General features: G+C 65.0%; 20 protein-coding genes. 7 read left to right on the top strand and 13 right to left on the bottom strand.

The genetic code is table 11. From position 1 onward, the window contains the following. Positions 1-4 precede the first annotated feature (4 nt). The 4 genes from VGU65_RS01440 to VGU65_RS01425 form a co-directional block, all read right to left on the bottom strand. Positions 5-2,047, bottom strand: coding sequence for a hypothetical protein (locus VGU65_RS01440; protein ID WP_327472379.1), 2,043 nt, complete (start codon positions 2,045-2,047; stop codon positions 5-7). Continuing rightward, on the bottom strand, positions 2,044-4,140 hold the full coding sequence (locus VGU65_RS01435) for a tetratricopeptide repeat protein (protein WP_327472378.1): 2,097 nt from the start codon (positions 4,138-4,140) through the stop codon (positions 2,044-2,046). The genes VGU65_RS01440 and VGU65_RS01435 overlap by 4 nt, the downstream gene beginning before the upstream one ends. Before the next feature lie 36 nt (positions 4,141-4,176). After that, on the bottom strand, positions 4,177-4,629 hold the full coding sequence (locus VGU65_RS01430) for a pilin (protein ID WP_327472377.1): 453 nt from the start codon (positions 4,627-4,629) through the stop codon (positions 4,177-4,179). Between the two features lie 326 nt (positions 4,630-4,955). Continuing rightward, positions 4,956-5,399, bottom strand: coding sequence for a pilin (locus VGU65_RS01425; protein ID WP_327472376.1), 444 nt, complete (start codon positions 5,397-5,399; stop codon positions 4,956-4,958). A 178-nt stretch (positions 5,400-5,577) separates the two neighbouring features. On the opposite strand from VGU65_RS01425, the gene VGU65_RS01420 reads away from it, so the two are divergent. After that, positions 5,578-7,689, top strand: a complete 2,112-nt coding sequence (locus VGU65_RS01420) for a S9 family peptidase (protein WP_327472375.1) — start codon at positions 5,578-5,580, stop codon at positions 7,687-7,689. Positions 7,690-7,757: 68 nt separating this feature from the next. Here VGU65_RS01420 and VGU65_RS01415 read toward each other — a convergent pair whose 3' ends face one another. The 6 genes from VGU65_RS01415 to miaB all read right to left on the bottom strand — a co-directional run bounded on the left by VGU65_RS01415 (position 7,758) and on the right by miaB (position 14,228). Further along, positions 7,758-8,771: a magnesium and cobalt transport protein CorA gene (locus VGU65_RS01415; protein ID WP_327472374.1), complete on the bottom strand. Its 1,014-nt coding sequence runs from the start codon at positions 8,769-8,771 to the stop codon at positions 7,758-7,760. A gap of 88 nt (positions 8,772-8,859) precedes the next feature. Next, positions 8,860-10,077 (bottom strand): lipoprotein N-acyltransferase Lnb domain-containing protein, encoded by a 1,218-nt coding sequence (locus VGU65_RS01410; RefSeq protein WP_327472373.1) that lies wholly within the window; start codon positions 10,075-10,077, stop codon positions 8,860-8,862. 120 nt (positions 10,078-10,197) lie between these two features. Next, positions 10,198-11,052 carry a CorC family transporter gene (locus VGU65_RS01405; protein ID WP_327472372.1) on the bottom strand — a complete coding sequence of 285 codons (855 nt, stop codon included), beginning with the start codon at positions 11,050-11,052 and terminating at the stop codon, positions 10,198-10,200. A 130-nt stretch (positions 11,053-11,182) separates the two neighbouring features. After that, a complete protein-coding gene (gene ybeY, locus VGU65_RS01400; protein WP_414655780.1) occupies positions 11,183-11,629 on the bottom strand; it encodes an rRNA maturation RNase YbeY in 447 nt (148 codons plus the stop codon). Between the two features lie 71 nt (positions 11,630-11,700). After that, the gene (locus VGU65_RS01395; protein ID WP_327472370.1) at positions 11,701-12,714 is read right to left on the bottom strand and encodes a PhoH family protein; all 1,014 of its coding nucleotides are present in this window, start codon (positions 12,712-12,714) and stop codon (positions 11,701-11,703) included. A 152-nt stretch (positions 12,715-12,866) separates the two neighbouring features. Next, positions 12,867-14,228 (bottom strand): tRNA (N6-isopentenyl adenosine(37)-C2)-methylthiotransferase MiaB, encoded by a 1,362-nt coding sequence (gene miaB, locus VGU65_RS01390; RefSeq protein ID WP_327472369.1) that lies wholly within the window; start codon positions 14,226-14,228, stop codon positions 12,867-12,869. Positions 14,229-14,468: 240 nt separating this feature from the next. Here miaB and VGU65_RS01385 point away from each other — a divergent pair, with 240 nt between their 5' ends. Next, positions 14,469-15,512 (top strand): lytic transglycosylase domain-containing protein, encoded by a 1,044-nt coding sequence (locus tag VGU65_RS01385; RefSeq protein ID WP_327472368.1) that lies wholly within the window; start codon positions 14,469-14,471, stop codon positions 15,510-15,512. A 53-nt stretch (positions 15,513-15,565) separates the two neighbouring features. Here the strand turns inward: VGU65_RS01385 and VGU65_RS01380 are convergent, their stop codons facing one another. Then, entirely contained in the window at positions 15,566-16,753 is a 1,188-nt protein-coding gene (locus VGU65_RS01380; protein ID WP_327472367.1) for a S1C family serine protease, read from the bottom strand. 168 nt (positions 16,754-16,921) lie between these two features. On the opposite strand from VGU65_RS01380, the gene petA reads away from it, so the two are divergent. The 5 genes from petA to VGU65_RS01355 all read left to right on the top strand — a co-directional run bounded on the left by petA (position 16,922) and on the right by VGU65_RS01355 (position 20,719). Continuing rightward, positions 16,922-17,518: a ubiquinol-cytochrome c reductase iron-sulfur subunit gene (gene petA / locus VGU65_RS01375; protein ID WP_327472366.1), complete on the top strand. Its 597-nt coding sequence runs from the start codon at positions 16,922-16,924 to the stop codon at positions 17,516-17,518. Further along, complete coding sequence (locus tag VGU65_RS01370) at positions 17,518-18,819, top strand: cytochrome b (RefSeq protein ID WP_327472365.1); 1,302 nt, start codon at positions 17,518-17,520, stop codon at positions 18,817-18,819. Before petA ends, VGU65_RS01370 begins: the two co-directional genes overlap by 1 nt. Then, positions 18,812-19,564, top strand: coding sequence for a cytochrome c1 (locus VGU65_RS01365; RefSeq protein ID WP_414655779.1), 753 nt, complete (start codon positions 18,812-18,814; stop codon positions 19,562-19,564). The genes VGU65_RS01370 and VGU65_RS01365 overlap by 8 nt, the downstream gene beginning before the upstream one ends. Before the next feature lie 74 nt (positions 19,565-19,638). Next, positions 19,639-20,262: a glutathione S-transferase N-terminal domain-containing protein gene (locus tag VGU65_RS01360; RefSeq protein ID WP_327472364.1), complete on the top strand. Its 624-nt coding sequence runs from the start codon at positions 19,639-19,641 to the stop codon at positions 20,260-20,262. Positions 20,263-20,296: 34 nt separating this feature from the next. Beyond that, positions 20,297-20,719 (top strand): ClpXP protease specificity-enhancing factor, encoded by a 423-nt coding sequence (locus VGU65_RS01355; RefSeq protein ID WP_327472424.1) that lies wholly within the window; start codon positions 20,297-20,299, stop codon positions 20,717-20,719. A 105-nt stretch (positions 20,720-20,824) separates the two neighbouring features. Here VGU65_RS01355 and VGU65_RS01350 read toward each other — a convergent pair whose 3' ends face one another. Then, positions 20,825-21,244 carry a DUF3301 domain-containing protein gene (locus VGU65_RS01350; protein WP_327472363.1) on the bottom strand — a complete coding sequence of 140 codons (420 nt, stop codon included), beginning with the start codon at positions 21,242-21,244 and terminating at the stop codon, positions 20,825-20,827. Positions 21,245-21,348: 104 nt separating this feature from the next. Then, positions 21,349-22,209: a carboxylating nicotinate-nucleotide diphosphorylase gene (gene nadC / locus VGU65_RS01345; RefSeq protein WP_327472362.1), complete on the bottom strand. Its 861-nt coding sequence runs from the start codon at positions 22,207-22,209 to the stop codon at positions 21,349-21,351. Between the last annotated feature and the right edge of the window lie 50 nt (positions 22,210-22,259).

Raw genomic sequence — 22,259 nt, 5'->3', positions numbered from 1 at the left:
GGCGTTAACCGTTGGAACCGTCACGCCTGGACTGGATATCCAGCGTGTCTATGGCTTGGCGCAGATTCTCCAGTTCCGTATCCAGCTCGCCGCCGATATTCATTTGCTCCAACTTGTGATATGCGTGCAGGGCGTCCCTGGCGCGTCCAAGCGCTACCAGCATTCGGATGTAGGTGATCCGGTACGCCGATTCGGCAGGTTGCGCAGTCATCGCCTCCGCGCTGAGGTTCAAGCCAAGTTGGCGGTCCCCGAGGACGTTCCAGGCATAGTCCCCATAAGTGGCGAGCAGGCGGGCGCTAGGGTTCGGATGGGAGAGCGCAGCGAGGAATGCATCGACCATCCGCTGCGGAGGCAGGTGGCAAAGACCCTCTCGGGAACACTGGGCTAGCGCACTGAGCGAGCTCTCGTCCTGCACGCCTGGCCGCCTTGCGCCGAGCTTGGCGATCATGCTGTCCCACCACGAATCCTTGAGCGGCAGGTCCATACGGGAGTTCATGAAGATCAGCGCCTGCTGCGGCAAGATCGATGAAGAGGGCATCGCGGCAGCCCGCTCCAGTGGTGCGTAGGCCAATTGAGTGAACGGCGAGTTGCGCTCGTAGTGAGAGTAAATGATGTACATGCGCCCGAGTTCGTATTGGGCTCGCGGCGAGTCCGGCGCTCGATCTGCCAGTTCTATCGCCAGGCGAAGCGGATCGCCCCAGGCATGGGCGGTCAGGCCCGTGCTTACCGCCCAAAACAGCAGGAGCCCACCAAGCGCCACGTGGCGAGGCAAGGACATAGGTAGAGGGCGGTCGATTTCACTCGACAAGGCGGGCACCACCGCCCCAGCGGTTTCTGCGCGTGGTGCAGCCAAGAACGGTATTACCGCGAGCAGAAGACCAAAGCTCGCGAAATAGTTGCGATGTTCGTATATCAATTCCAACGGAAGAATGGTGCCGGTAAGCAAGTGGCAGCCAAGGTAGAACGCCAGCCCTAGCGCGAACAGGGGATGGCTGTGCCGGCTGCGCACGACGGCGCATGCCGTTGCCGTCAGAGCGAACAGGCTGGCGAGTGTGGTCCAGGGGGAAAGCAGCCCGGTCGAGGCGTGGAAGTCGTCGTGGTAGAACGAGAGCGCATTTGGGGTGGGTAGCAAGGTCCAGCCGATGTAGTCCGTCACGATGCGCGTTTCACTCAGCAGACGTTGCCCGAGCGTGTAGTCCCGCGTCGAAAAGGCTGCCGGCGAAAACACGTGCGGCACGATCCAAGCCAGACCGGCGAGCATCGGCAAGATGAGCACGATGGAGAAAAGCAACAGCACGCGCCAGTCATTGGCGGATGGGCTTGCAGAGCGGCGAAAGCCGAATACGATCCATTCGGTGAGGAATGCATACAAGGGCAACATCACCGCGGTTTCTTTAGCCAGCAGGCCGAATGTGGTGGGCAGAGTGATGCTCAAGGCGCAGGCGACAACCCCGCGATGGCCGGCAAGCATGCGTTGCCGGCCGGTGACGTAGCCAATCAGGCCAAGCAGGACGAATACGTTGGCTAGGCTTTCCATCCGCTGGACGACATAGAGCACGCCGGTCAGGTTGATCGGCAGCACCAACCACGCGGCAGCGACAAGCACTGCCAGTATGCAGCTGCGATTTTCGTAGAGGTCTGGCGCGGGAGTCGCCGATGCCAGGGCCGTGCGCTTACGCACGGCAAGAAGCAAACGGCGAGTCAGCAGAAAGAGCAGCCCTCCATTAACTAAGTGGATTACGAGATTGGTCAGCTTCATCCAGTAGGGATCGAGCCCGGTTACCAGATAATTTGCAGCGAAGCTGAGTGATGCCAGTGGCCGCTTGAATTCGCTGGAGGGTGAGGACAACGCCGCGCGTACGAGGCTGGAGAGGTGGGCGTCGGGCGGTTGCACACCCCGGTTGTCGACGATGTTGGGGTAGTCGTCGAACAGCCATCCACCGGAAAGCCCGGGCCAGTAGACGATGGCGGCCAGCAGCAAGGCGAACCCAAGCAGGCCCCACGAGCGCATGCGCGCGCGGGCGGAGTCCTGATGCAATGACCTCATTCGCTCTTCACCTCTTTGCTGCGCGCATCTTCACGCAGTGTAGCGCGCAGCCGGCTCAGCTCCCCATCCCAATAGCCTTGTCGACGCAGAACCCAGGCATGGATGCGTGGCATGCCGAATGGAGGGCGATAGGCGTCACCCGCCTTAGTGGCCGACGCTTGCAGGGCGTCGTAATGCGACAGGTGCGCCAGCCCGAGCTCCGGATAGCCGGCCGATCCAAGTATCGCAGCCTGCCGCATGGCAGCTTCTACGCGAACCTGCCGATCGAGCGCTTTGTCGAAGTACGTCAATGCCTGCTTTGCCTGGCCCCGGCTGAGCGCAAGACGCCCCTGAAGATAAGCCACGTCCTGGCGCCTCCCGGGACTCGCCATCAGCCGTTGGTTTTCATCCGCCGCTTCCAATAGAAGCTCGATGTGAGAGAAATCGGCCTGCGGGCAGGTGGGGTGGGCTGCGCCGTCGATCGCGCGGTCAAACCAGTGGGAAAGCAGCGTACCGGGATCGGTGGTCGACCGCAGCGCCTGTTCCGTGGCGGCAAAGGTCGTCGCGGTTACGCTGCCGAGCTGGCACTCGGCGCCAAAGAGGTTCATCGCCAACTGGATTTCGCCAGGGGAGCGGGAAAGCCCGCGGCGCAGTGGAGGTATGGCCAGATCCGGATGACCGCTCGCGATGAGCGCCTGCGCCGCATTGGCTTGCGCGCGCGGGGAACTCGGGTTGATCCTCACCCAAAGCAGCGCTTGCTCACGCGTATTGCCCCATAGATCCGAACGGGCGTGGGTCATCATGGCTAGGACTGCTATCAGCGTTGCCGCCAAGGCTGTTCGTGGTAGGACCCGCATCGGCCGTACAAGCAACTGCTCTGTGGATGCTTGTGGCACCGCGCAGATCCAAAGGCTCAAAGGCCAGAACAGCAGCATCGCAGGCATGTAGTTCCGGTGCTCGAAATAGAGCTCGAGCGGCAGAACCGTGGATTCGACCAGATGTCCACCGAAGAAGAACAGCAGCGCCAGGGATACCGCCGGCCACCGGCGCCGCAGGCCAAAGCCCAGCGCCAGCAATGCGAGCACGAACGCAGCCGCGTACAGGGTTGATGGCGGATCGAAAAGCGAGTGTGAGGCAAGCAACTGGTCGTTGAACAGGCCGCTGGTGTAAGGGTGTGGTATCCACAACAAACGCAGGTAATCGGTGATTACCCGTGGCTCTGTGAGCATTCGCTGGCCCATGGTCCACGGTCGCCCGTGGGTCTGTCCGGCGAGGATGTCCGGCAGACCCTGAAGCAGGAGCCAGCATACGATTGCCGCAGAGGGCAACCAAAGGAAAAACAACTGGATCAGGCCGTAGCGGTTCGCGGAGCGCCGTGCATCCTTGCCAAGGGTGTCTGGTTGCGTATGCAAGGGCCCGAGCAGCACCCATTCGATAAGCCATGCAAGCAGAGGCAGCAGCGCTCCATTGGCCTTGCTGAGCGTCGCGAGTAACGTGCTGCCACCGAGGCCGGCGATGCACCACAGGGCTCCGGCAATGGAGCGACCCTCCGCATACTTGGTGCGGCCATGCAGCCACGCCAGGAGGCCAATGAGGACAAAAGTCGCGGGCAGCATTGCCTCGCGCTGGACGACGTAAAGGGTTGTCGACACGAACAGCGGATGCAACAGCCAAAGGGCGGTACCAAGCGCTGCCGCCATGTCGGCTCGTGCACACGCGCTAGATTGCCTATTGACTGTCAGTGCACGCCCTAGTCGCCGCAGCAACAAAAACAACAGCAGGCTGTTGACCAGATGCAGCACGAGGTTGGTGCGCTTGAAAAAGAAAGGATCTGCAGGCCAGTCCCGCGCGTCGAGTAGGAAACTCAGCAGGGCCAGCGGCCGGCCCGTGGGATCCGCTGTGCCGGAAGTGATATATCGCCAGAAACTTGCGGCGTTATCTACGGGCCCGGTAGCGCCCAGTGTGGGCAAATTAGCAAAATCATCAAACAGGAAAGAGCCATGAAGGCCGGGCGCGTAGGCCGCTATGGCAATTACGGCGATGACGGCATAGAGCACCGTCGAGACGATAGTTTGCCTGCGCATCAATGATTCCAAAAAAAAGAAGGGCCGCATGAGCGGCCCTTCAGAACATACACGAGCTTACGCTGATTAGCGGCAGGACGACGGCAGGTACTTTGCAGCCATCTGGGTATTACCAGATTTGCAGACCCACGCAATGCTACCAACGCTGGGCGAAGGCGAAAGCAGGAGTTGCGCTCCGTTGATATGATTGTTTGCCTTGCTGCCAAAAGTTCCGGAGCCACCGTACGCAACCGTGATCAAACCGTTAGCGACCGTAACGGAGCTCACATAGCTACCACCGATGCTTGCAGCGGTAGCAAGGCCCGCCGAGGCGTTGGTCTGCGGCATATGACCGGCATTGGAGTAGAACTCCGCCACCGCGGTCTTGGACCCGTCGGCCAAGCTCATGCCCTCGGACACCTGCGAACGGATGGTGTAGTCCTGGTAGGCCGGGATGGCGATGGCGGCCAGGATGGCGATGATCGCGACCACGATCATCAGCTCGATCAGGGTGAAGCCTTTCTGCAGATTCTTCTTCATGGTGGTTCCTCTGTACTGGTTAGCTAACCGTTTGATGCCCCCTGAGCCCCGGTCCCGGATCCCCCTAGGCGGAATCGGACCCCACATGCGCGGTCAGGAACGACCAGGAAGCTCGCGGTGTTCGAAGCAGCTTGCGTGCCACGCTCACTGCTTACTTATTGCCGCATAGCTGTAGGCTGGTCGATTGTGCACGTCGTCACGTATGTCTACAACCTGTGTGCTTGTTGAGCTTGCCGCTTGCCGAAGCGTGATCCGGACAACATCTCGGCATGTGTCCCGTAGCGACGACTACTGACGAAATTTGTCAACAAGGTGCGTAGGAGGGGTCACGTCCGGCAGGACGATGGCAGGTACTTTGCCTTCAGCGTCGTTCCCCCGCCCCCACACGTCCAGGTGATGCTCCCCACATGCGTCACGGGCGAGAGAACCAACTCAGACGCGCGAATGGAGTCGTTTGCCTTTGGGCCTGCGAATGCCACGCGAATCTTGCCTCCCGTAACGTCGACCCCGGAAACATAAGTGCCATTGATCGAAGAGATATTGGCGAGCCCGGCAGATTGGTTGTTGGGCGGGAACCGGCCGGTGTTCGACACGAAGTCCCACACCGCCGCCTTGGCCCCGGTAGAGAGGCTCATGCCCTCCGTCACCTGCGCCCGAATGGTGTAGTCCTGGTACGCCGGGATGGCGATGGCGGCCAGGATGGCGATGATCGCAACGACGATCATCAGTTCGATCAAGGTGAAGCCTCGTACGGCTTGCGTGCGGTGCATGGTGGATTCCCCTGGTAGACGCCAGTAAGAGGCAGATTTCGTACCAAACTGCCCTGGCCGCTTGTGACCCACCGCACGCAGCAGTGAGCTGTTGCCGGTCGCGGCGATAGATGCTTCCTTGCGTAGCCAAGCGCCTGCCCGTACCGTGACCCGCTGATCAACCATAGGGGATCGCCTCATGAAGCCGCTGTTCGCCGTGCTCGCACTCGGCCTGCTCGCCGCGCCCGCATTCGCCGCAGACCTGGAAACCCACGCGCCGCACCCGTTCAACGTGCGCGACCTGGTGATGATGGACCGGGTGAGCGATCCGCAGCTTTCGCCCGACGGTCGCTACGCGGCTTTTGGCGTGCGCAGCACGGATTACGCGGCGAACAAGGGCGTCAACGCGATCTACGTGCTCGACCTCAAGAAGGGTGGTGCGCCGGTCAAGGTGATCGAGAAGGGCGGGTCGGGGCGCTGGGCGCCCGATGGGCATATTCTTTATTATGTGGCGGCCGCCGATGGCGTATCCCAGTTGTGGCGACTGGACCTGGCGGCGGGCGATGGGAGCCCGAACCTGGCCGGGCATGCGGCGGCGGTGCAGGTCAGCCATGGGGCGCTGGATCTGGGCGGCTACAAGCTGTCGCCGGACGGCAAGAGCGTCCTGCTTTCCTATGAGGTGTACACCGACTGCGCCGACCTGGCCTGCACCAAGGAGCGCATCGATGGCCGCGAGAAGAACAAGGCCACCGGCACCGTCTACGACAAGCTGTTCGTGCGTCACTGGGATGCCTGGGCGAACGGCCGGCGCAACCAGCTTTTCATTGGCCGCTTCGACGATGCGGGCATGCTGCCGGCCGAGCCCACGCTGCTCAGCCGGGGCATCGATGGCGACGTTCCCAGCAAGCCCTTCGGCGACGAGAGCGAGTTTGCCTTCTCACCCGATGGGCAAACCGTCTATTTCGATGCGCGCATCGCCGGCACCAGCGAGCCGTGGTCGACCAACTTCGACGTCTACCGCGTGCCGGCCGACGGCTCGGCCGCGCCGCAGAACCTCACCGAGGCAAACAAGGCATGGGATGCCAACCCGGTGCCGTCGCCCGACGGCAAGACGCTTTACTACCTGGCGATGAAGGAGCCCGGTTTCGAAGCCGACCGTTTCGCCATCATGGCGATGGACCTGCAGAGCGGCACCACCCGCGAGCTCGATCCGCAGTGGGACCGTTCGGCCGGTGCGCTCACCCTCAGCGCCGACGGCAAGACGCTCTACGCCACGGCCGACGACGAGGGCCAGCATCCTCTGTTCGCCATCGATGCGACCAGCGGCAAGGTCACCAAGCTGGTCAGCGATGGGGCGGTCGGAGGCTACTCGTTGCAGAACGACCACCTCCTGCTGGCACGCGATGATCTCCAGCGCCCGGTCGACCTCTATGTGGCCGATGCCCGTGGTCGCGGCCTCAAGCAGGTCACCCACTTCAACGCCGAGCGGCTGAAGAACGCCAGGATGGGCGACTTCGAGTTCTTCACCTTCAAGGGCTGGAACGACGAAACGGTGCAGGGCTACGTGGTCAAGCCGGTCGGTTACAAGCACGGCAGGAAGTACCCGGTCGCCTTCATCATCCATGGCGGTCCGCAGGGCGCGATGAGCAACGACTGGAGCTACCGCTGGAACCCGCAGACCTACGCGGGGCAGGGCTTCGCCGTGGTCACGGTGAACTTCCACGGCTCGACCGGTTACGGCCAGGCCTTCACCGATTCGATCTCGGGTGACTGGGGCGGCAAGCCGCTGGAAGACCTCAAGGCCGGCTGGAAGGCCGCGCTGGACAAGTACAACTTTCTCGATGGCGACCGTGCCTGCGCGCTGGGCGCCAGCTACGGCGGCTACATGACTTATTGGATCGCCGGCGTGTGGAACCAGCCGTGGAAGTGCCTGGTCGACCACGACGGCGTATTCGATGCGCGCATGATGTACTACGCCACCGATGAGCTGTGGTTCGAGGAGAAGGAGAACGGGGGCATGCAGTTCGAGCATCCCGAGAACTACGAGCGCTTCAACCCGATCAACCACGTCAAGGACTGGCGCGTGCCGATGCTGGTGGTCCACAGCGGTCAGGACTTCCGCATCCCGATCACCCAAGGCCTGGGCGCCTTCACTGCCCTGCAGCGGCGAGGCATTCCCAGCGAGTTCCTTACCTTCCCGGACGAGAACCACTGGGTGCTCAAGCCGCAGAACAGCGTGATGTGGCACGAGACGGTCAATGCCTGGCTCAAGCGCTGGACCTCCGGGGACGGGGCCAGGCAAGCGCAGTGAACGCGCCCTGCCATGCATGACAAAACGGCGGCCCAGGCCGCCGTTTCCTTGTCACCGTCGATCGCGGCTCATAGCCACTTCGCTCGCTTGAGCCAGACGTAGATGCTGCCGACCACGCCGATCACCAGTGCGATCACCAGCGGATAGGCCCATGGCTTGTTGAGCTCGGGCATGTGCGTGAAGTTCATGCCGTACCAACTGGTAAGCAGGGTCGGCGCGGCCAGCATCGCGGCGTATCCGGCCAACCGCTTCATCACTTCGTTCTGGCCGAAGGTGACCAGCGAAAGGTTGACGTTGATCGCTGCGGCAAGCATCTCGCGCATCGCGCTGATCGATTCGTTCACGCGGAAAACGTGGTCATACACGTCGCGGAAGTAGACGCGCAGCTCGTCGGGAATCAGCTGAGGATGCAGCCGCACCAACTGGCTGGTGATGTCCTGCAGCGGCGCCACCGCCAGGCGCAGGGTCATTAGGTCGCGTTGCATGTCGTAGAGCCGCCGCACGGTGCTGCGCTTGAAGGTCTCGGCGAAGATGTCCGCTTCCAGCTGATGAAGCTCCTCGCGGAAGTCGCGCACGATAGGCAGCAGGTTGTCGACGATGAAGTCGAGCACACCGTACAGCCCATAGCTTGGGCCGTTGCGCATCAGTCCGCGCGCCTGCTCGCAGGCACGCCGTGCCGGGGCATACGAGAGCGAGGCGCCATGGCGCACCGTTACCAGGTAGCGGGCGCCGAGGAAGATCTGGGTTTCGCCGAAGGCGAGGTTGCCGTCGACCAGCTGGGCGGTCTGCACCACCAGGAACAGCGAATCCCCATAGGCCTCCAGCTTGGTGCGCTGGTGCGCCTTGTGTGCGTCCTCCACCGCCAGGTCGTGCAGGTCGAACTCTTCCTGAAGCTTCAGCAACAGCGCCTCGTCCGGTTCGTGCAAGCCCACCCAGACGAAGGTGCCCGGCTCCTGCAACACGTCGCTGATGGCATCGAGGGTGGTCTCGCCGATACGGCTGCCGTCGCCGCGATAGGCGATGCAGTTGACGACCATGCTGTCGGCGGCGGGACGCGGTGACGAGGGTTGAGTGGCGGTCATCGCGGCATAATGCTCGGCGGCTTCACGCTAGGCAACGCGTGCCGGAAGCAACGGTACGCGCGGGACGCATTGGCAGGCGCGTGGCGAGTTATGGCTCGCTAGCACGCGTTAATCGGCGCAGCGACCACGCCATGGCGACCCATATCGGCATGGCGAACAGCAGCCATGGCTGGTTCTGTTGCACGGTGCCAGGGAGCATGTGCAGCAGGGCGGCTGCCAGCAGGGCCAGCAGCTGTATCGCCATGATGGCGTTGGCCAGTTGCGAAGTGGGCGGGCCGCGGCGTGCACGCCATGCGGATGGCAGCAGGGCGAGCGCGAGCGGGTTGAACAGCAGCAGGTTGGCGTTCGCCCAGGCGGCGTGGTGGGTGGTCAGCAGCCAGAGCACGAGCAGGCCGATGCCGACCACCATCGCCAAGACCAGATAGAGGGTGCCGAGCAGAGCGAAGCCGATGGGCCAGAAGCGGCGTGCCAGGAGTAACGCGACGGCGAGCGCCAGACCTGCCCATGCCATGGGTAGGCGCAAATCCGGCGCCGTGGCGGGCGGCGTGTCGAGGCGGTTGGGGGCGAGCAGCTCGGTGGCGGTCACCAGTGGGCGCGTACTCCCGGCATTGCCGACGCGCACTGCCGCCAGTTCGCGCTCGAGCACGTCCGGCAGGAAGCTTTCCTGCCAGGCGTTGAGCGGCCGGTCGGCATACGGACCGAGCCCGAGGTCGAGTAGCAGCATCAGCCATGGCTGGGCGCTCATCAGGCGGACGGTTTGCTGGCGGTAGGTCATGCCGCCGGGACGTGCGGTGAGCCGGGCTTCGAGCAAACCGCCGAGCGCGCGGTCGAGCGCGTCGCGCACGCGGGTGGTGCAGTTGTCGACGTAGTAGTCGTAGTCGTAGCGAGCGTTTTCCGGGCGCAGGTTCCACAGCAGGAAGTCGCGCAGCGCGGCGGCCTGTGCAGGCGTGAGCGCCAAACGCTGGCGGGTGACGGACCGGCCCGCCTGCACGTACCAGCTCTCGTCCAACCCGGTCGGCTCGGCATCCATCAGGTAATGCATGCGGCCGCGTGCGAAATTGAGCAGGAAGCCGCGCTCGTCGAAGTCGAACACGCCGTAATTGAAGTTGACCGCCTGGCCGCTGACCGTGTCGCGCAGTTCGATGGCGTCGTGGCCGAAGCGCTCCCAGTAGGTGTCGCCCGGGCCGTAGGTGATCAGCGAGACCTCGAGGTTCGCGCCGGGCGCATTGGCAACGCCCGCGCGGGCGGGGCACAGCACCGCCGCCAGCAGCAACGCCAGGCAGACTTGCCAGAGCCTTGTAGTCACGCGGTTCGCTCTCCGCGGGTCCCGAGCAAGCCGACGAGGGAGCGGGTCATCGCTTGTTCCGGATGCTTCCAGCCGCCAGAAAGCTGCTGGACGGGAGCAGTCGGGGCTGCCGGGAATGCCTCAGGCATCGGTAGCCTGCCGGTTCACGCGAAACTGCTGCACGCGCCTGTCGTCGGCCGCGGTGACGATGAACAGGAACCCGCCGAACACCACCTCCTCGCCGACCTCCGGCAGGTGGCCGAATTCCGCCGTGGCCATGCCGCCAACGGTATCGAATTCCTCGTCGGAGAAGCTGGCACCGGCCTGCTCGTTGAAGTCGGCGATGGGGGTAAGGGCGCTGACCAACCAGTCGCCGCCGGGCAGCGCGTGCATCAGGCTGGGCTCGTCCTCGTCGTCGTGCTCGTCGTCGATCTCGCCGACGATCTGTTCGAGCACATCCTCGATGGTGACGAGGCCGGCGACGCCGCCGTACTCGTCCACCACCAACGCCATATGGTTGCGCGAGCGACGGAACTCGGCCAGCAGCACGTTCAGCCGCATGGATTCGGGGATCAGCACCGCCGGCCGCAGCAGCAGCCCGAGGTCGAATCCCTCGCCATCGCCGAAGTACTTGAGCAGGTCCTTGGCGAGCAGGATGCCGACGATCTCGTCCTTGTCTTCGCCATGCACGGGAAAACGCGAATGGCCGGATTCGACCACCTTGGCCAGGATTTCGTGCAGCGAAGCGTCGGCGGGGATCATCACGATCTGCGCGCGCGGCACCATTACATCGTCGACGCTGAGCTCGGTGACCTTGAGCGCGCCCTCCACCATGGTGAGGGTGTCGTTGGACAGCAGGCCATTGACCTGGGCGGCGCGCAATTCCTCGATCAGCTCGTCGCGATTGCGCGGCTCGCCGGAAAACAGATGGCCCAGGCGGTCCCACCAGGAGCGGTGGGGGGCCGGGCCGTTCGTACTGCCGGGGTCGTCGTTCATCAACTCGGGTGGGGGCGCCCGCAGACGGGCGGAAAGCCGGATTCTAGCGGAAAAAGCGTGGTGATTCAGGGCACAGGGCAGTAGTGCCGGCTTCGGAGCTCTCTTCACGCAGGAGAGAGGGCCTCGGCGCTCAGGCGTAGGGGTCGGCGATGCCCAGGCTGGCCAGGATCCGGGTTTCCAGGGTTTCCATGGCTTCGGCCTCGGCGTCTTCGATGTGGTCGTAGCCGAGCAGGTGCAAAGTGCCGTGGACGGTCAGATGAGCCCAATGGGCGCGCGGCGCCTTGTGCTGTTCGATCGCTTCGCGGGCGACTACCGGCGCGCAGATGGCCAGGTCGCCGATCAGCGGGATGTTTACACCGGGCGGCAGTTCGGCAGGGAAGGAGAGCACATTGGTGGCGTAGTCTTTGCCGCGGTAGTCGCGGTTGAGCGCCTGGCCCTCCTGGGCGCCAACGACGCGGATCCCGATCTCGGCTGGCTTGCGCCGCCGGGCACCCCACAGCGCCGCCGCCACCCACTGGCGGAAGCTGGCCGGTGCAGGAATGCCCGCGCGGGGGACCGCATAGCTCACCGAAAGCAGGGGGGCTGGCGCGGTCGCGCCAGCGGGTGGATTGGCAGCCGGACGGGAATTCCGTGGGGCAGCCTTGGCGCTCACGCCGCGCCGCCCTTGACGTTTCCAACGCCCTGTTCGCCGCTCCCCGCCTGCTCGAAAGCCTCGTAGGCGCGCACGATCTTGGCCACCAGCGGATGGCGCACCACGTCGCGCGAGGTGAAGAAGGTGAAGCTGATGCCGCTGACGCCGCGCAGCACCTCCACCGCATGGCGCAGGCCCGAGCGCACGTGCCGCGGCAGGTCGACCTGGCTCACGTCGCCGGTGATCACCGCGACCGATCCGAAGCCGATGCGGGTGAGGAACATCTTCATCTGCTCGACGGTGGTGTTCTGCGCCTCGTCCAGGATCACGTACGAGTCGTTGAGCGTGCGACCGCGCATATAGGCCAAGGGGGCGATCTCGATCACGTTGCGCTCGATCAGCTTGGCCACCTTCTCGAAGCCGAGCATTTCGTAGAGCGCGTCGTACAGCGGGCGCAGGTACGGGTCCACCTTCTGCGAAAGGTCGCCGGGCAGGAAGCCGAGCTTCTCGCCGGCCTCCACCGCCGGGCGCACCAGCAGCAGGCGCTGTACGCGGTTGGCTTCCAGCGCCTCGACCGCGCTGGCGACGGCGAGGTAGGTCTTGCCAGTGCCGGCCGGGCCGACGCCGAAGTTGATGTCGTGGGTGGTGATGGCGTGCAGGTAGCGCGCCTGGTTGGGGCCGCGGCCCTTGATCACGCCACGCTTGACCTTGATCACCACTTCCTGCATGCCCTCGGCCGCTTCCTCGGTGATCGCGTCGATGCCCGATTCGGCCAGGTGCAGGTTGATCTGCGCGCCGGTCAGCGTTTCTTTTTCGGTAGCGGCATAGAGCGCACGCAGCACCCTCTCGCCCGCGCGCGCCGGCGCATCTTCGCCGATCACCTTGAACAGGTTGCCGCGGTGGTCGATCTCCACTCCCAGCCGCAGTTCCACCTGCCGCAGGTGCTCGTCGAACGGGCCGCACAGATTGGCGAGCCGGGCGTTGTCTTCCGGGTCGAGGGCGAAGTCGCGTTCGTTGAGGCCGTTGGTCATGGGATGGGCGCAATGCTTGAGAGTGAATCCTTCTCCCTCTGGGAGAAGGTGCCGAGAGGCGGATGAGGGTTCGGGCGGAGCGCTTCGCCTGGAGCCTGCCGCGGATGCCGGACCGTCTCCAGCCCCTTCTCCCGGGGGAGAGGGCTTCGGGATCAGGCGAGAGCTGCTTCTTCGGCCAGATGCACCCGCCCGCGCAGCGAGTTGCTCATGGCCGCGGTGATCTCAACGTCGACGAACTGGCCGATCAGCCGCGCGTTCCCGGGGAAGTTCACGAACCGCATGTTCTCGGTCCGGCCGGTGAGCTCGTCGGGATTCTTGCGGCTGGGCTTTTCCACCAAGACGCGCTGCACGGTGCCCACCATCGACTCGTTGATCGCCCGCGCGTTGTCGTTGAGCCTGGCCTGCAGCCGCGACAGGCGGGCGTGCTTGACCTCGGTGGGCGTGTCGTCGGCCAGGTTGGCCGCCGGCGTGCCGGGGCGGGCGGAGAAGATGAAGGAAAAGCTCTGGTCGAAGCCGACGTCCTCGATCAACTTCATGGTCTTCTCGAAATCCTCTTCGGTTTCGCCAGGGAAGCCGACGATGAAGTCGGAGCTCAGGCAGATGTCCGGCCGCACCGCGCGCAGCTTGCGGATCTTCTGCTTGAACTCCAGCGTGGTGTAGCCGCGCTTCATGGCCGCGAGGATGCGGTCGGAGCCGGCCTGCACCGGCAGATGCAGGAAATTGGCGAGCTTGCCGCAGCTGGCGTAGGCCTCGATCAGCGAGTCGGAGAACTCCAGCGGATGCGAGGTGGTGAAGCGGATGCGGCCGATCGATTCGATCTGGGCGATGGCATGGATCAGCACGGCCAGGTCCGCGGTGCCGCCGTCGTGCATCGGGCCCTGGTAGGCGTTGACGTTCTGGCCCAGCAGGGTGACCTCGCGCACACCCTGTTCGGCCAGCTGCGCCACTTCGACCAGCACGTCGTCGAACGGACGGCTGATCTCGGTGCCGCGGGTGTAGGGCACCACGCAATAGCTGCAGTATTTGGAGCAGCCTTCCATGATCGAGACGAAGGCGGTCGGGCCCTCGGCGCGTGGCTCGGGAAGCTTGTCGAACTTCTCGATCTCGGGGAAGGAGATGTCCACCTGCGGCTTGCCGGTTTCGCGCTTGGCTTCGATCAGCTCGGGCAGGCGATGCAGGGTCTGCGGGCCGAACACCAGGTCCACGTAGGGGGCGCGTTTGATGATCGCCTCGCCCTCCTGGCTGGCCACGCAGCCGCCGACGCCGATCAGCACCGGCTTGTCGCCCTGCTTGAACTCCTTCCAGCGGCCGAGTTGGCTGAACACCTTCTCCTGCGCTTTCTCGCGGATCGAGCAGGTGTTGATCAGGATGACGTCCGCCTCGGACTCGTCCTGGGTCAGTTCCATGCCATGGGACGCCTTGAGCACGTCGGCCATCTTGGCCGAGTCGTACTCGTTCATCTGGCAACCGTGGGTCTTGATGAAGAGTTTGGTGAGAGCTGGCTTGCCGCTCATGGGCCTGTATACCGTGTGCGTGGTGCGCCGGAGCGAAGCGCGTCGAACCGCGCAGTTTACGCCCGTGGTCGCGCAGCTGCCAGTTGGGTGGCGAGACGGATCAAGTACTTGCGGGTGCATGGCCGGGCGGCTGAATGCGGCCGCTTGCGCCGCCCGGTTGCGCCGGCCGCAAGGTGCCCCTGTGCACGAAACGACGTGGCGGCGCTTGGCTTGGTTTCGCCGCGGGGGCAAACTTGCGGCATGCCTGCCGCCGAACGCCAAGGGGAGAGCGCCGGCGCGGCCTGCGCCGCTTTCCCGGTCCGCACGATCCTGTCCAGGATCGCGCTGGCCTGCGTGCTGTTGGCGGGGCTGGCCTGGTTGCCGACGGCACACGCCCGATCGCTGTATCGATGCACGGGTGCCGGCGGCGAAGCGGTATTCAGCAGCACGACCGACGGCTACAGCGGTTGCCGCAAGGTGGCTTCCTACAGTGCGCCTGCGGCCAGGCCAATGCGTCGCGCGACGGCGCGCGTCGCTTCGCTCGCGGGCGTGCACGGCTGGGTGCAGACCACGGCCCGGACGGTGTCGCTGGCGCAGGTCGAGGGCACCGTCGATACCACGGCACGGATGATTCGCACCGGCCAGTGGAACTACCGCGACGGCGTGACAGCGGACGCGACGGCCACTGCGGCGGACCGCGTGCTCCGCGGCGCGGTTTACCGCGTCAACAAGCCGGACGGCTCGGTCGAGTACACCAATGTGAACCCGGGCGGCGGCCGCGGTAACGCGGTCACCATGTTGTTCACCTATATCGCCACGTGCGTGGCCTGCAACCTGCACTCGACGATCGACTGGAGCCGGGTGCGGTTGAACATCACCGCCTATGCCGATGCGATTCGCCTGGCCAGCGCGGAATCGGGCGTGGACGAAGCCTTCCTGCGTGCGGTGATCCATGCCGAGAGCGCCTTCAATCCCAACGCGCTCTCGCTAAAGGGAGCGCAAGGGCTGATGCAGCTGATGCCTGGCACCGCCAGCGACATGGGTGTGCTCGACGCCTTCGATGCGGGCCAGAACATCCGGGGTGGCGCGCGTTACCTGGCTCAGCTGTTGCGAACCTTCGGGGGCAACGAACAACTGGCCGCGGCGGCCTACAACGCCGGGCCGGGCGCGGTCCAGCGATACAACGGCGTGCCGCCGTTTGCCGAGACGCAGGTCTACGTCAAGCGCGTGGGCGAGCTGCGGCGCCGCTACGGGGCCGCGGTGCATGGCGCTATGACCGCCATGCGGGGTGCCGGCGGGCTCTGACCGGCGAGGGCGTTCCCCGGGCCGACGGGCCCAGCCGCGCCGGGGGGCGCGTTTCAGCCGTCCAGCGTGGCGCGGGTCTGCAGCGGCGGCCTGCGGGCGAGAGTGACTTCGGTATGAAACGGCACGCCGTTGCGCAGGCCGGAAACGTCCACTTTGCTGCCCGGCTTGAGCGCGGCCTCGCGGCGGCGCAGGTCGGCCGGGTCGAGGATGTCGTCGGTGCCGATGCGAAGCAGGATGTCGTGCGGCTGGATGCCGGCCAGCGCGGCCGGTCCGCCCGGATAGACGTCGGTCACCTGCGCTCCGCGCGCCGCCGCGGGCAGGCCGCTGTCGGCCGCCACCGGCACGAAGGCGTAGTCGGCCCCGAGCCAGCCGCGCACCACGTGCCCGGTGGCGATGATCTGATCCAGCACGTTCTTCGCGCTTCCGATCGGAATTGCGAAACCGATGCCCTCGGCGTTGGCCTGCCGCCCGATCAACAACGTATTGATGCCCACCAGATCGCCCCGCGCGTTGACCAGCGCGCCGCCGGAGTTGCCCAGGTTGATGGCGGCGTCGGTCTGGATGAAGTCCTCCGCGCTGGAACTGGAAAGTTGCCGCCCTACGGCGCTGACGATGCCCATCGTCACCGTCTGGTTTAGCCCGAGCGGGTTGCCGATCGCCAGCACCACGTCGCCCGCACGCAATGCATGGCTGTCGGCGATCCTGGCGACCGGCAGGTTGCTGCCTTCGATCTTCAGCACGGCCAGGTCGGTTTCTTCATCGGCCCCGACCAGCGTGGCCTTGGCGATGCGACCGTCGTAGAGCAGCACCTGGATATCGTCGGCGTTGGCGATGACGTGATTGTTGGTCAGCACATAGCCCTGCGCGCTGACGATCACGCCCGAGCCGAGCACCTGCTGCGGGCGCTTGTAGGCCGGCCCGGTGGGCAGGCCGCCGAACAGCCGCTGCAGCACCGGGTCGTCGTACATCTGCACGGCGCGTGCGGTGACCATCTTGTTGGCGTAGATGTTGACCACTGCGGGGGCCGCCTGGGCCACGGCATCGGCGTAGGAAACCGGCCCGCCGCCGGGCGCAGGCGCTCCAGCCTGCGTCGCCTGGGATTCGGGCGCATGGGCAAGGCCGAAGCGCTGGCGCAGGCGGTCGCCGCTGCCCGGCCAGAACAGCCCGACCACGAAGGCGAGCGCCAGTCCCAGGATGACAAAGCGGGCGATAAAGGCGAGCGCGCCGGCGGCGTTCTTCATGGCTTCAATGGTTTGGGTGGGCCGGACGTGGGGATGCGCGCGGGGTAGGCTTTCGTCCCCTGTGCGATTGATTGTACGGGCCAGGCCCTGACGCTACACTAACGCGATTTTTGCAGGCTCCCAAACGGAGCTCGCATCTCAATGGCATTGCATGTACCGGAGAGCCTGATGGCGAACGAAGTCGTCGATCACGGCCGCCGCCGCTTCCTCACAGCGACCACCTCGGTGGTCGGTGGCGTGGGAGTGGTCGCGGCAGCCGTGCCCTTCATCAAGTCCTGGGAGCCCAGCGCCCGCGCCAAGGCCGCCGGTGCGCCGGTCACGGCCGACATCGGCAAGATCGAAATGGGCCAGAAGGTCGACTATGCGTGGCGCGGCCTGCCCGTGTTCGTGGTCCGCCGCAGCAAGGACCAGCTGGCTGTGTTGCCGAGCCTGGCGCCGCGCCTGGTCGATCCCAACTCGACGGTCGACCAGCAGCCGGACTACATCAAGGGCCCGACCCGCTCGATCAAGCCCGAGTGGTTGGTCCTGATCGGCATCTGCACCCACTTGGGCTGCGTGCCGGAGTTCTTCCCCCAGATCAAGCCCGAGCCCTTCGACCCGAACTGGAAGGGGGGCTTCTTCTGCCCCTGCCACAAGTCGCGCTACGACCTCTCCGGCCGCGTATTCTCCGGCGTACCTGCGCCGAAGAACCTGCAGGTGCCGCCGTACCATTTCGTGGACGACACGCATATCCAGATCGGCGTCGATCCCAAGGAGGCCGGCTGATGGCTAACGTATTCACCCGCATGGGCGACTGGGTCAACGAGCGCGCGCCGGGCTTGATGCCCGTCTACCGCAAGCACATGACCGAGTACTACACGCCGAAGAACTTCAACCTCTGGTACTACTTCGGTTCGCTGGCGCTACTGGTACTGGTCAACCAGATCGTCACCGGCATCTTCCTCACCATGAACTACAAGACCAGCGCGGCGGAAGCCTTCGCCTCGGTCGAGTACATCATGCGCGACGTGGAGTGGGGCTGGCTGATCCGCTACATGCACTCAACCGGCGCCTCGCTGTTCTTCGTGGTCGTGTTCCTGCACATGTTCCGCGGCCTGCTGTACGGCTCGTACAAGAAGCCGCGCGAGTTGGTGTGGCTGCTGGGCATGCTGATCTTCCTGGTGTTGATGGCCGAGGCCTTCATGGGTTACGTGTTGCCGTGGGGCAACATGTCCTTCTGGGGCGCCAAGGTGATCATCTCGCTGTTCGGAACCATTCCGGTCATCGGCGGAACCCTGGTCGAGTGGATCATGGGCGACTACCTGCCCGCCGACGCCACCCTCAACCGCTTCTTCGCGCTGCACGTGATCGCGCTGCCGATCGTGCTGCTGTTGCTGGTGGTGCTGCACCTGGCCGCACTGCATGAGGTGGGCTCGAACAACCCCGACGGCGTGGAGATCAAGAAGGGCCCGAAGGGCAATCGCTGGGATGCGCTCAAGCCGGCCGACGGCATTCCCTTCCATCCGTATTACACGGTGAAGGATCTGGTCGGTGTGGGCTTCTTCCTGCTGATCGGCGCGTTCATCATTTTCTTTGCGCCGACCTTTGGTGGCTGGTTCCTGGAAAACGATAACTTCATCGCCGCCAACAACCTGGTGACGCCGCCACTGATCAAGCCGGTTTGGTACTTCACCCCGTTCTACGCAATCGTCCGCATGGTGCCCTCGGCGTTCGGCACCGCCGTGTGGGGCGTGCTGGCGATGTTCGGCGCTATCGCCGTGCTGTTCGCCCTGCCGTGGATCGACGTGGGCAAGGTCAAGTCGATCCGCTATCGCGGCACCGGCTACAAGGTGGCGCTGGGCCTGTTCGTGTTCGCCTTCTTCGGGCTGGGCGCGATCGGTACCGACATCACTGCGGAGCTGATTCCCGAGCTGTTCGGCAATGTGAACGTGACCTTCTGGGAAAATCTGTTCGGCCGCCTGATGACGTTGATCTACTTCGGCTTCTTCGTATTCCTGGGGTTCTACACGCGCCTTGGCTGGGAAAAGACCAAGCCGGTTCCGGAGCGGGTGACCACGCATGACTAAGCGACAGTTCTCGATGAAACAGTTCCTTTTTTCGTCCGCACTGGCGCTGGGCCTGCTGCTTGGAAGCGTGTCGGCGATGGCCGCCGAGGGCGGCGCCGAGCTGCCTTCGGCCGGCGTCAACCTGCGTGACCAGGCGTCCCTGCAGCGCGGCGCGCGGTTGTTCTTCAATTACTGCGTCGGTTGCCATTCGCTGAAGTTCCAGCGTTACCAGCGCATGGCGGAAGACCTTGGCCTGACCGAAGACGAGGTGATGAAGAACCTCAACTTCACCGGCGCCAAGTTCGGTGACACCGTGGTTTCGCACATGCCGGAGGACTCGGCCAAGCAGTGGTTCGGCAAGGCGCCGCCGGATCTGTCGCTCGAGGTGCGTGCGCGCACGGCGGACTGGGTTTACGGCTACCTCAACAGCTTCTACCTGGATCCGAACCGCCCGGTTGGCTGGAACAACACAGTGTTCCCCAATGCCTCCATGCCGTTCCCGCTGTGGGAGCTGCAGGGCGTGCAGACCGCGGTGAAGAAGCCCGGCAGCGAGGACGTGGAGAAGCTGGAGTTGACCCAGCCCGGCCGCATGACGCCTGCGCAGTACCAGCAGGCAGCGCGCGACCTGACCAACTTCCTGGCCTACGTCTCCGAGCCGGCCGCGCTGCAGCGCCACGCCTACGGCATCTGGGTGATCCTGTTCCTGGCCCTGTTCACCCTGCTGGCCTACGCACTGAAGAAGGAATACTGGAAGGACGTCCACTAAGCCGGATAGTCCGCCAGCCTCGGATGCGGCGACGTGCGCGTCGCCGCATCGTTTATTGAAGGGGAGAAAAGCGCATGGTGCAAAGCGCTCGTTCGCGTACCGTACTGACCCTGTACACCACCGCCGACGACATCCAGTGCCATCGTGCGCGGCTGGTGCTCGCGGCCAAGGGCGTCAGCTACGAGCGTGTGCTGGTCGATCCGGCCAAGCCGCCGGAAGACCTGATCGACCTCAATCCCTACGGCACCACGCCGACCCTGGTCGATCGCGACCTGACGCTTTACGACACCGCTGTCGTCTGCGAATACCTGGACGAGCGTTATCCGCATCCACCGCTGATGCCGATCGACCCGCTTTCGCGTGCACGCCTGCGGCTGGCGACCGTGCGTATCGAGCGCGACTGGTTGCCGGAAGTGGACACCATCCGCGCCGGTGGCCGCCCGGCCGATGCCGCGCGCAAGCGCCTGCGCGAGCAGCTGCTCGCTTCGCTGCCGCTGTTCAAGGCGGCCAAGTTCTTCCTCAATCCAGAGATGAGCCTGGTCGACTGCCTGGTCGCGCCGGTGGTGTGGCGCCTGCCATGGCTGGGCGTGGATCTGGGACGCGAAGGCAAGCCGATCGTCGACTACGGCGAGCGCCTGTTCCACAGCCAGGGCTATGCGCGCAGCCTGACCAACGAAGAACGGGCGATGCGCCCATGAACGGCGCGAGTCGATGACCGATCGTCAACCGCCGATGAGTTCCAACCGCCCGTATCTGCTGCGGGCGATCTATGACTGGATCACCGACAACCAGCTCACGCCGTACGTACTGGTGGATGCCGCCGTCGAGGGCGTGCGCGTGCCGCCGCAGGTGATCAAGAACGGCCAGGTCGTGCTCAATCTCGCCATGCGTGCAGTGGCCAACCTGGACCTGGGCAATGACGCCATCAATTTCCAGGCGCGCTTTTCCGGGGTAAGCCAGGCCATCCGCATTCCGATGCAGGCCGTACTCGCTCTTTACGCGCAGGAAAACGGGCAGGGCATGATGTTTCCCGCCGAGGATGGCGATACCCCGCCACCTGCACCGGCCCCGGGGCCCGAAGCGCCGGGACCTGGCCCTTCCGGGGATGGCGCCGACAAGCCACGGCGCTCGCCGCATCTGCGGGTGGTGAAGTAGCGATCATCCGCTGACGGCCTGGTTCGTTGGCGGCAACGGATTGCATCGCGGGCCGATCCAAGGAGTTTTGGCCGCATTCGGAAGTTCGCGGTCGCCGGCGGCCGTTCAATGCCCGGTGGGCGGCCGCCTCGGTCGAAGCGTTACCACGTTGCCGTGGCGCTCCGGCAGCTGCGGATCAGCAGCTGGCGTCGTGGGCTCGGTGATGCCTCGCAGTGGTCCGCCGATCCCGGGCAGGCTTACGCGCGCGAGTCTATCGCCGCGCATCCACAAACGGCCCTCCTGCCGGTCGTCGCCTTGCACGCTGACCTCGAAGCCGTAACCCACTTCCAGCTGGCGCCTGCCGTCGACGCGCCGCAGGCGCAGGCTGCGCAGGCCCACCGTCTCGTCGAGCAATTGCAGGTCATGTTGCAGGCATTGCCTGCGCGCCTCGTCCACTGCGCGCTCCCGTGCGCGGGTCGACTTGAACCACACGCCGGCCACGGCGGCGAACGCCAGCAAGGCGATGAGGTCGGAAAGCTGGTTCATGAAGGCAGTGTGTGGGCGCGGTGGGTCGGGTGCAAGCCGGCGTCGGTTTGCCGTACCCGTTGGGCCGGGTGGATGGGCGTCCACCCCGAGAACATGTGTTGCCGTCAGGCCGAAAACTGCAGCCGTAGTGAAAGGTCCACCGCCTGCACGTGCTTGGTCAGCGCGCCGACCGAGATGAAGTCCACGCCGGTGCGGGCATAGACCCCGATGGTCTTCAGGTCCACGTTGCCGGAGATTTCCAGCGGCACGCGGCCGACTGCGCAGGCCACAGCGTCCGCCATCATCGCGGGGGTGAAGTTATCCAGCATGATGCGGTCGACGCCGGCATCGATCGCACGGCGCAGTTCGTCCAGGGTTTCCACTTCGATCTCCAGCAGCAACCCCGGATGCAGCCGCCGCGCCGCGGCCACGGCCGGTTCGATGCCGCCTGCAGCGGCAATATGGTTTTCCTTGACCAGGATCGCGTCGAACAGCCCGATGCGGTGGTTGTGGCCGCCACCGCAGCGCACGGCGTACTTCTGCGCAAGCCGCAGGCCGGGCACGGTCTTGCGCGTATCCAGCACGCGCACGCCGGTGCCTGCGACGGCAGCCACATAGGCTGCCGTCGCCGTGGCCGTGCCGGAAAGCAGTTGCAGGAAGTTGAGCGCGGAACGTTCGGCACTGACAAGCGCGCGGGCGCGTCCGCGAAGGCGGCAGATCACGCTGCCGGCCGTCACGCGATCACCGTCGCGCACATGCCAGTCGATCGCCACGTCGGCATCGAGCTTGCGGAAGCAGGCATCGAACCAGGGAATGCCGGCGATCACCGCGTCCTCGCGGCAGGTCAGCGCCGCCGTGGCGATCGCGTCGAGCGGCAACAGGTCGGCGGTGGCGTCGCCATGGCCGATATCCTCGGCGAAGGCGCGTTCGACATCGGCGTCGATCACCCGTGTTTCGGGCGGATCGAGGGAAAGCGCGTCAGGCATGCGACATCCGTTCGGTGTTCGATGGAATGGGGCGGCGCATATCCGGAACG

The organism is Frateuria sp. (genome assembly GCF_035943815.1).
In the GTDB taxonomy this organism is placed as follows: Bacteria; Pseudomonadota; Gammaproteobacteria; order Xanthomonadales; family Rhodanobacteraceae; genus Frateuria_A.
The sequence above is the reverse complement of the archived record's forward strand: the minus strand, read 5'-3'. Positions and strand labels throughout refer to the sequence as shown.

Excerpts from the sequence above, each read along its gene's own strand:
- VGU65_RS01380 (WP_327472367.1), bottom strand. The coding sequence starts at position 16,753 with ATGAAGAACGCCGCCGGCGCGCTCGCCTTTATCGCCCGCTTTGTCATC.
- VGU65_RS01420 (WP_327472375.1), top strand. The coding sequence starts at position 5,578 with ATGAAGCCGCTGTTCGCCGTGCTCGCACTCGGCCTGCTCGCCGCGCCC.
- VGU65_RS01355 (WP_327472424.1), top strand. The coding sequence starts at position 20,297 with ATGAGTTCCAACCGCCCGTATCTGCTGCGGGCGATCTATGACTGGATC.
- VGU65_RS01365 (WP_414655779.1), top strand. The coding sequence starts at position 18,812 with ATGACTAAGCGACAGTTCTCGATGAAACAGTTCCTTTTTTCGTCCGCA.
- VGU65_RS01415 (WP_327472374.1), bottom strand. The coding sequence starts at position 8,771 with ATGACCGCCACTCAACCCTCGTCACCGCGTCCCGCCGCCGACAGCATG.
- VGU65_RS01435 (WP_327472378.1), bottom strand. The coding sequence starts at position 4,140 with ATGCGGCCCTTCTTTTTTTTGGAATCATTGATGCGCAGGCAAACTATC.
- miaB (WP_327472369.1), bottom strand. The coding sequence starts at position 14,228 with ATGAGCGGCAAGCCAGCTCTCACCAAACTCTTCATCAAGACCCACGGT.
- VGU65_RS01385 (WP_327472368.1), top strand. The coding sequence starts at position 14,469 with ATGCCTGCCGCCGAACGCCAAGGGGAGAGCGCCGGCGCGGCCTGCGCC.
- VGU65_RS01360 (WP_327472364.1), top strand. The coding sequence starts at position 19,639 with ATGGTGCAAAGCGCTCGTTCGCGTACCGTACTGACCCTGTACACCACC.
- VGU65_RS01425 (WP_327472376.1), bottom strand. The coding sequence starts at position 5,399 with ATGCACCGCACGCAAGCCGTACGAGGCTTCACCTTGATCGAACTGATG.
- VGU65_RS01405 (WP_327472372.1), bottom strand. The coding sequence starts at position 11,052 with ATGAACGACGACCCCGGCAGTACGAACGGCCCGGCCCCCCACCGCTCC.
- VGU65_RS01440 (WP_327472379.1), bottom strand. The coding sequence starts at position 2,047 with ATGAGGTCATTGCATCAGGACTCCGCCCGCGCGCGCATGCGCTCGTGG.
- petA (WP_327472366.1), top strand. The coding sequence starts at position 16,922 with ATGGCGAACGAAGTCGTCGATCACGGCCGCCGCCGCTTCCTCACAGCG.
- VGU65_RS01430 (WP_327472377.1), bottom strand. The coding sequence starts at position 4,629 with ATGAAGAAGAATCTGCAGAAAGGCTTCACCCTGATCGAGCTGATGATC.
- VGU65_RS01395 (WP_327472370.1), bottom strand. The coding sequence starts at position 12,714 with ATGACCAACGGCCTCAACGAACGCGACTTCGCCCTCGACCCGGAAGAC.
- VGU65_RS01350 (WP_327472363.1), bottom strand. The coding sequence starts at position 21,244 with ATGAACCAGCTTTCCGACCTCATCGCCTTGCTGGCGTTCGCCGCCGTG.
- nadC (WP_327472362.1), bottom strand. The coding sequence starts at position 22,209 with ATGCCTGACGCGCTTTCCCTCGATCCGCCCGAAACACGGGTGATCGAC.
- VGU65_RS01370 (WP_327472365.1), top strand. The coding sequence starts at position 17,518 with ATGGCTAACGTATTCACCCGCATGGGCGACTGGGTCAACGAGCGCGCG.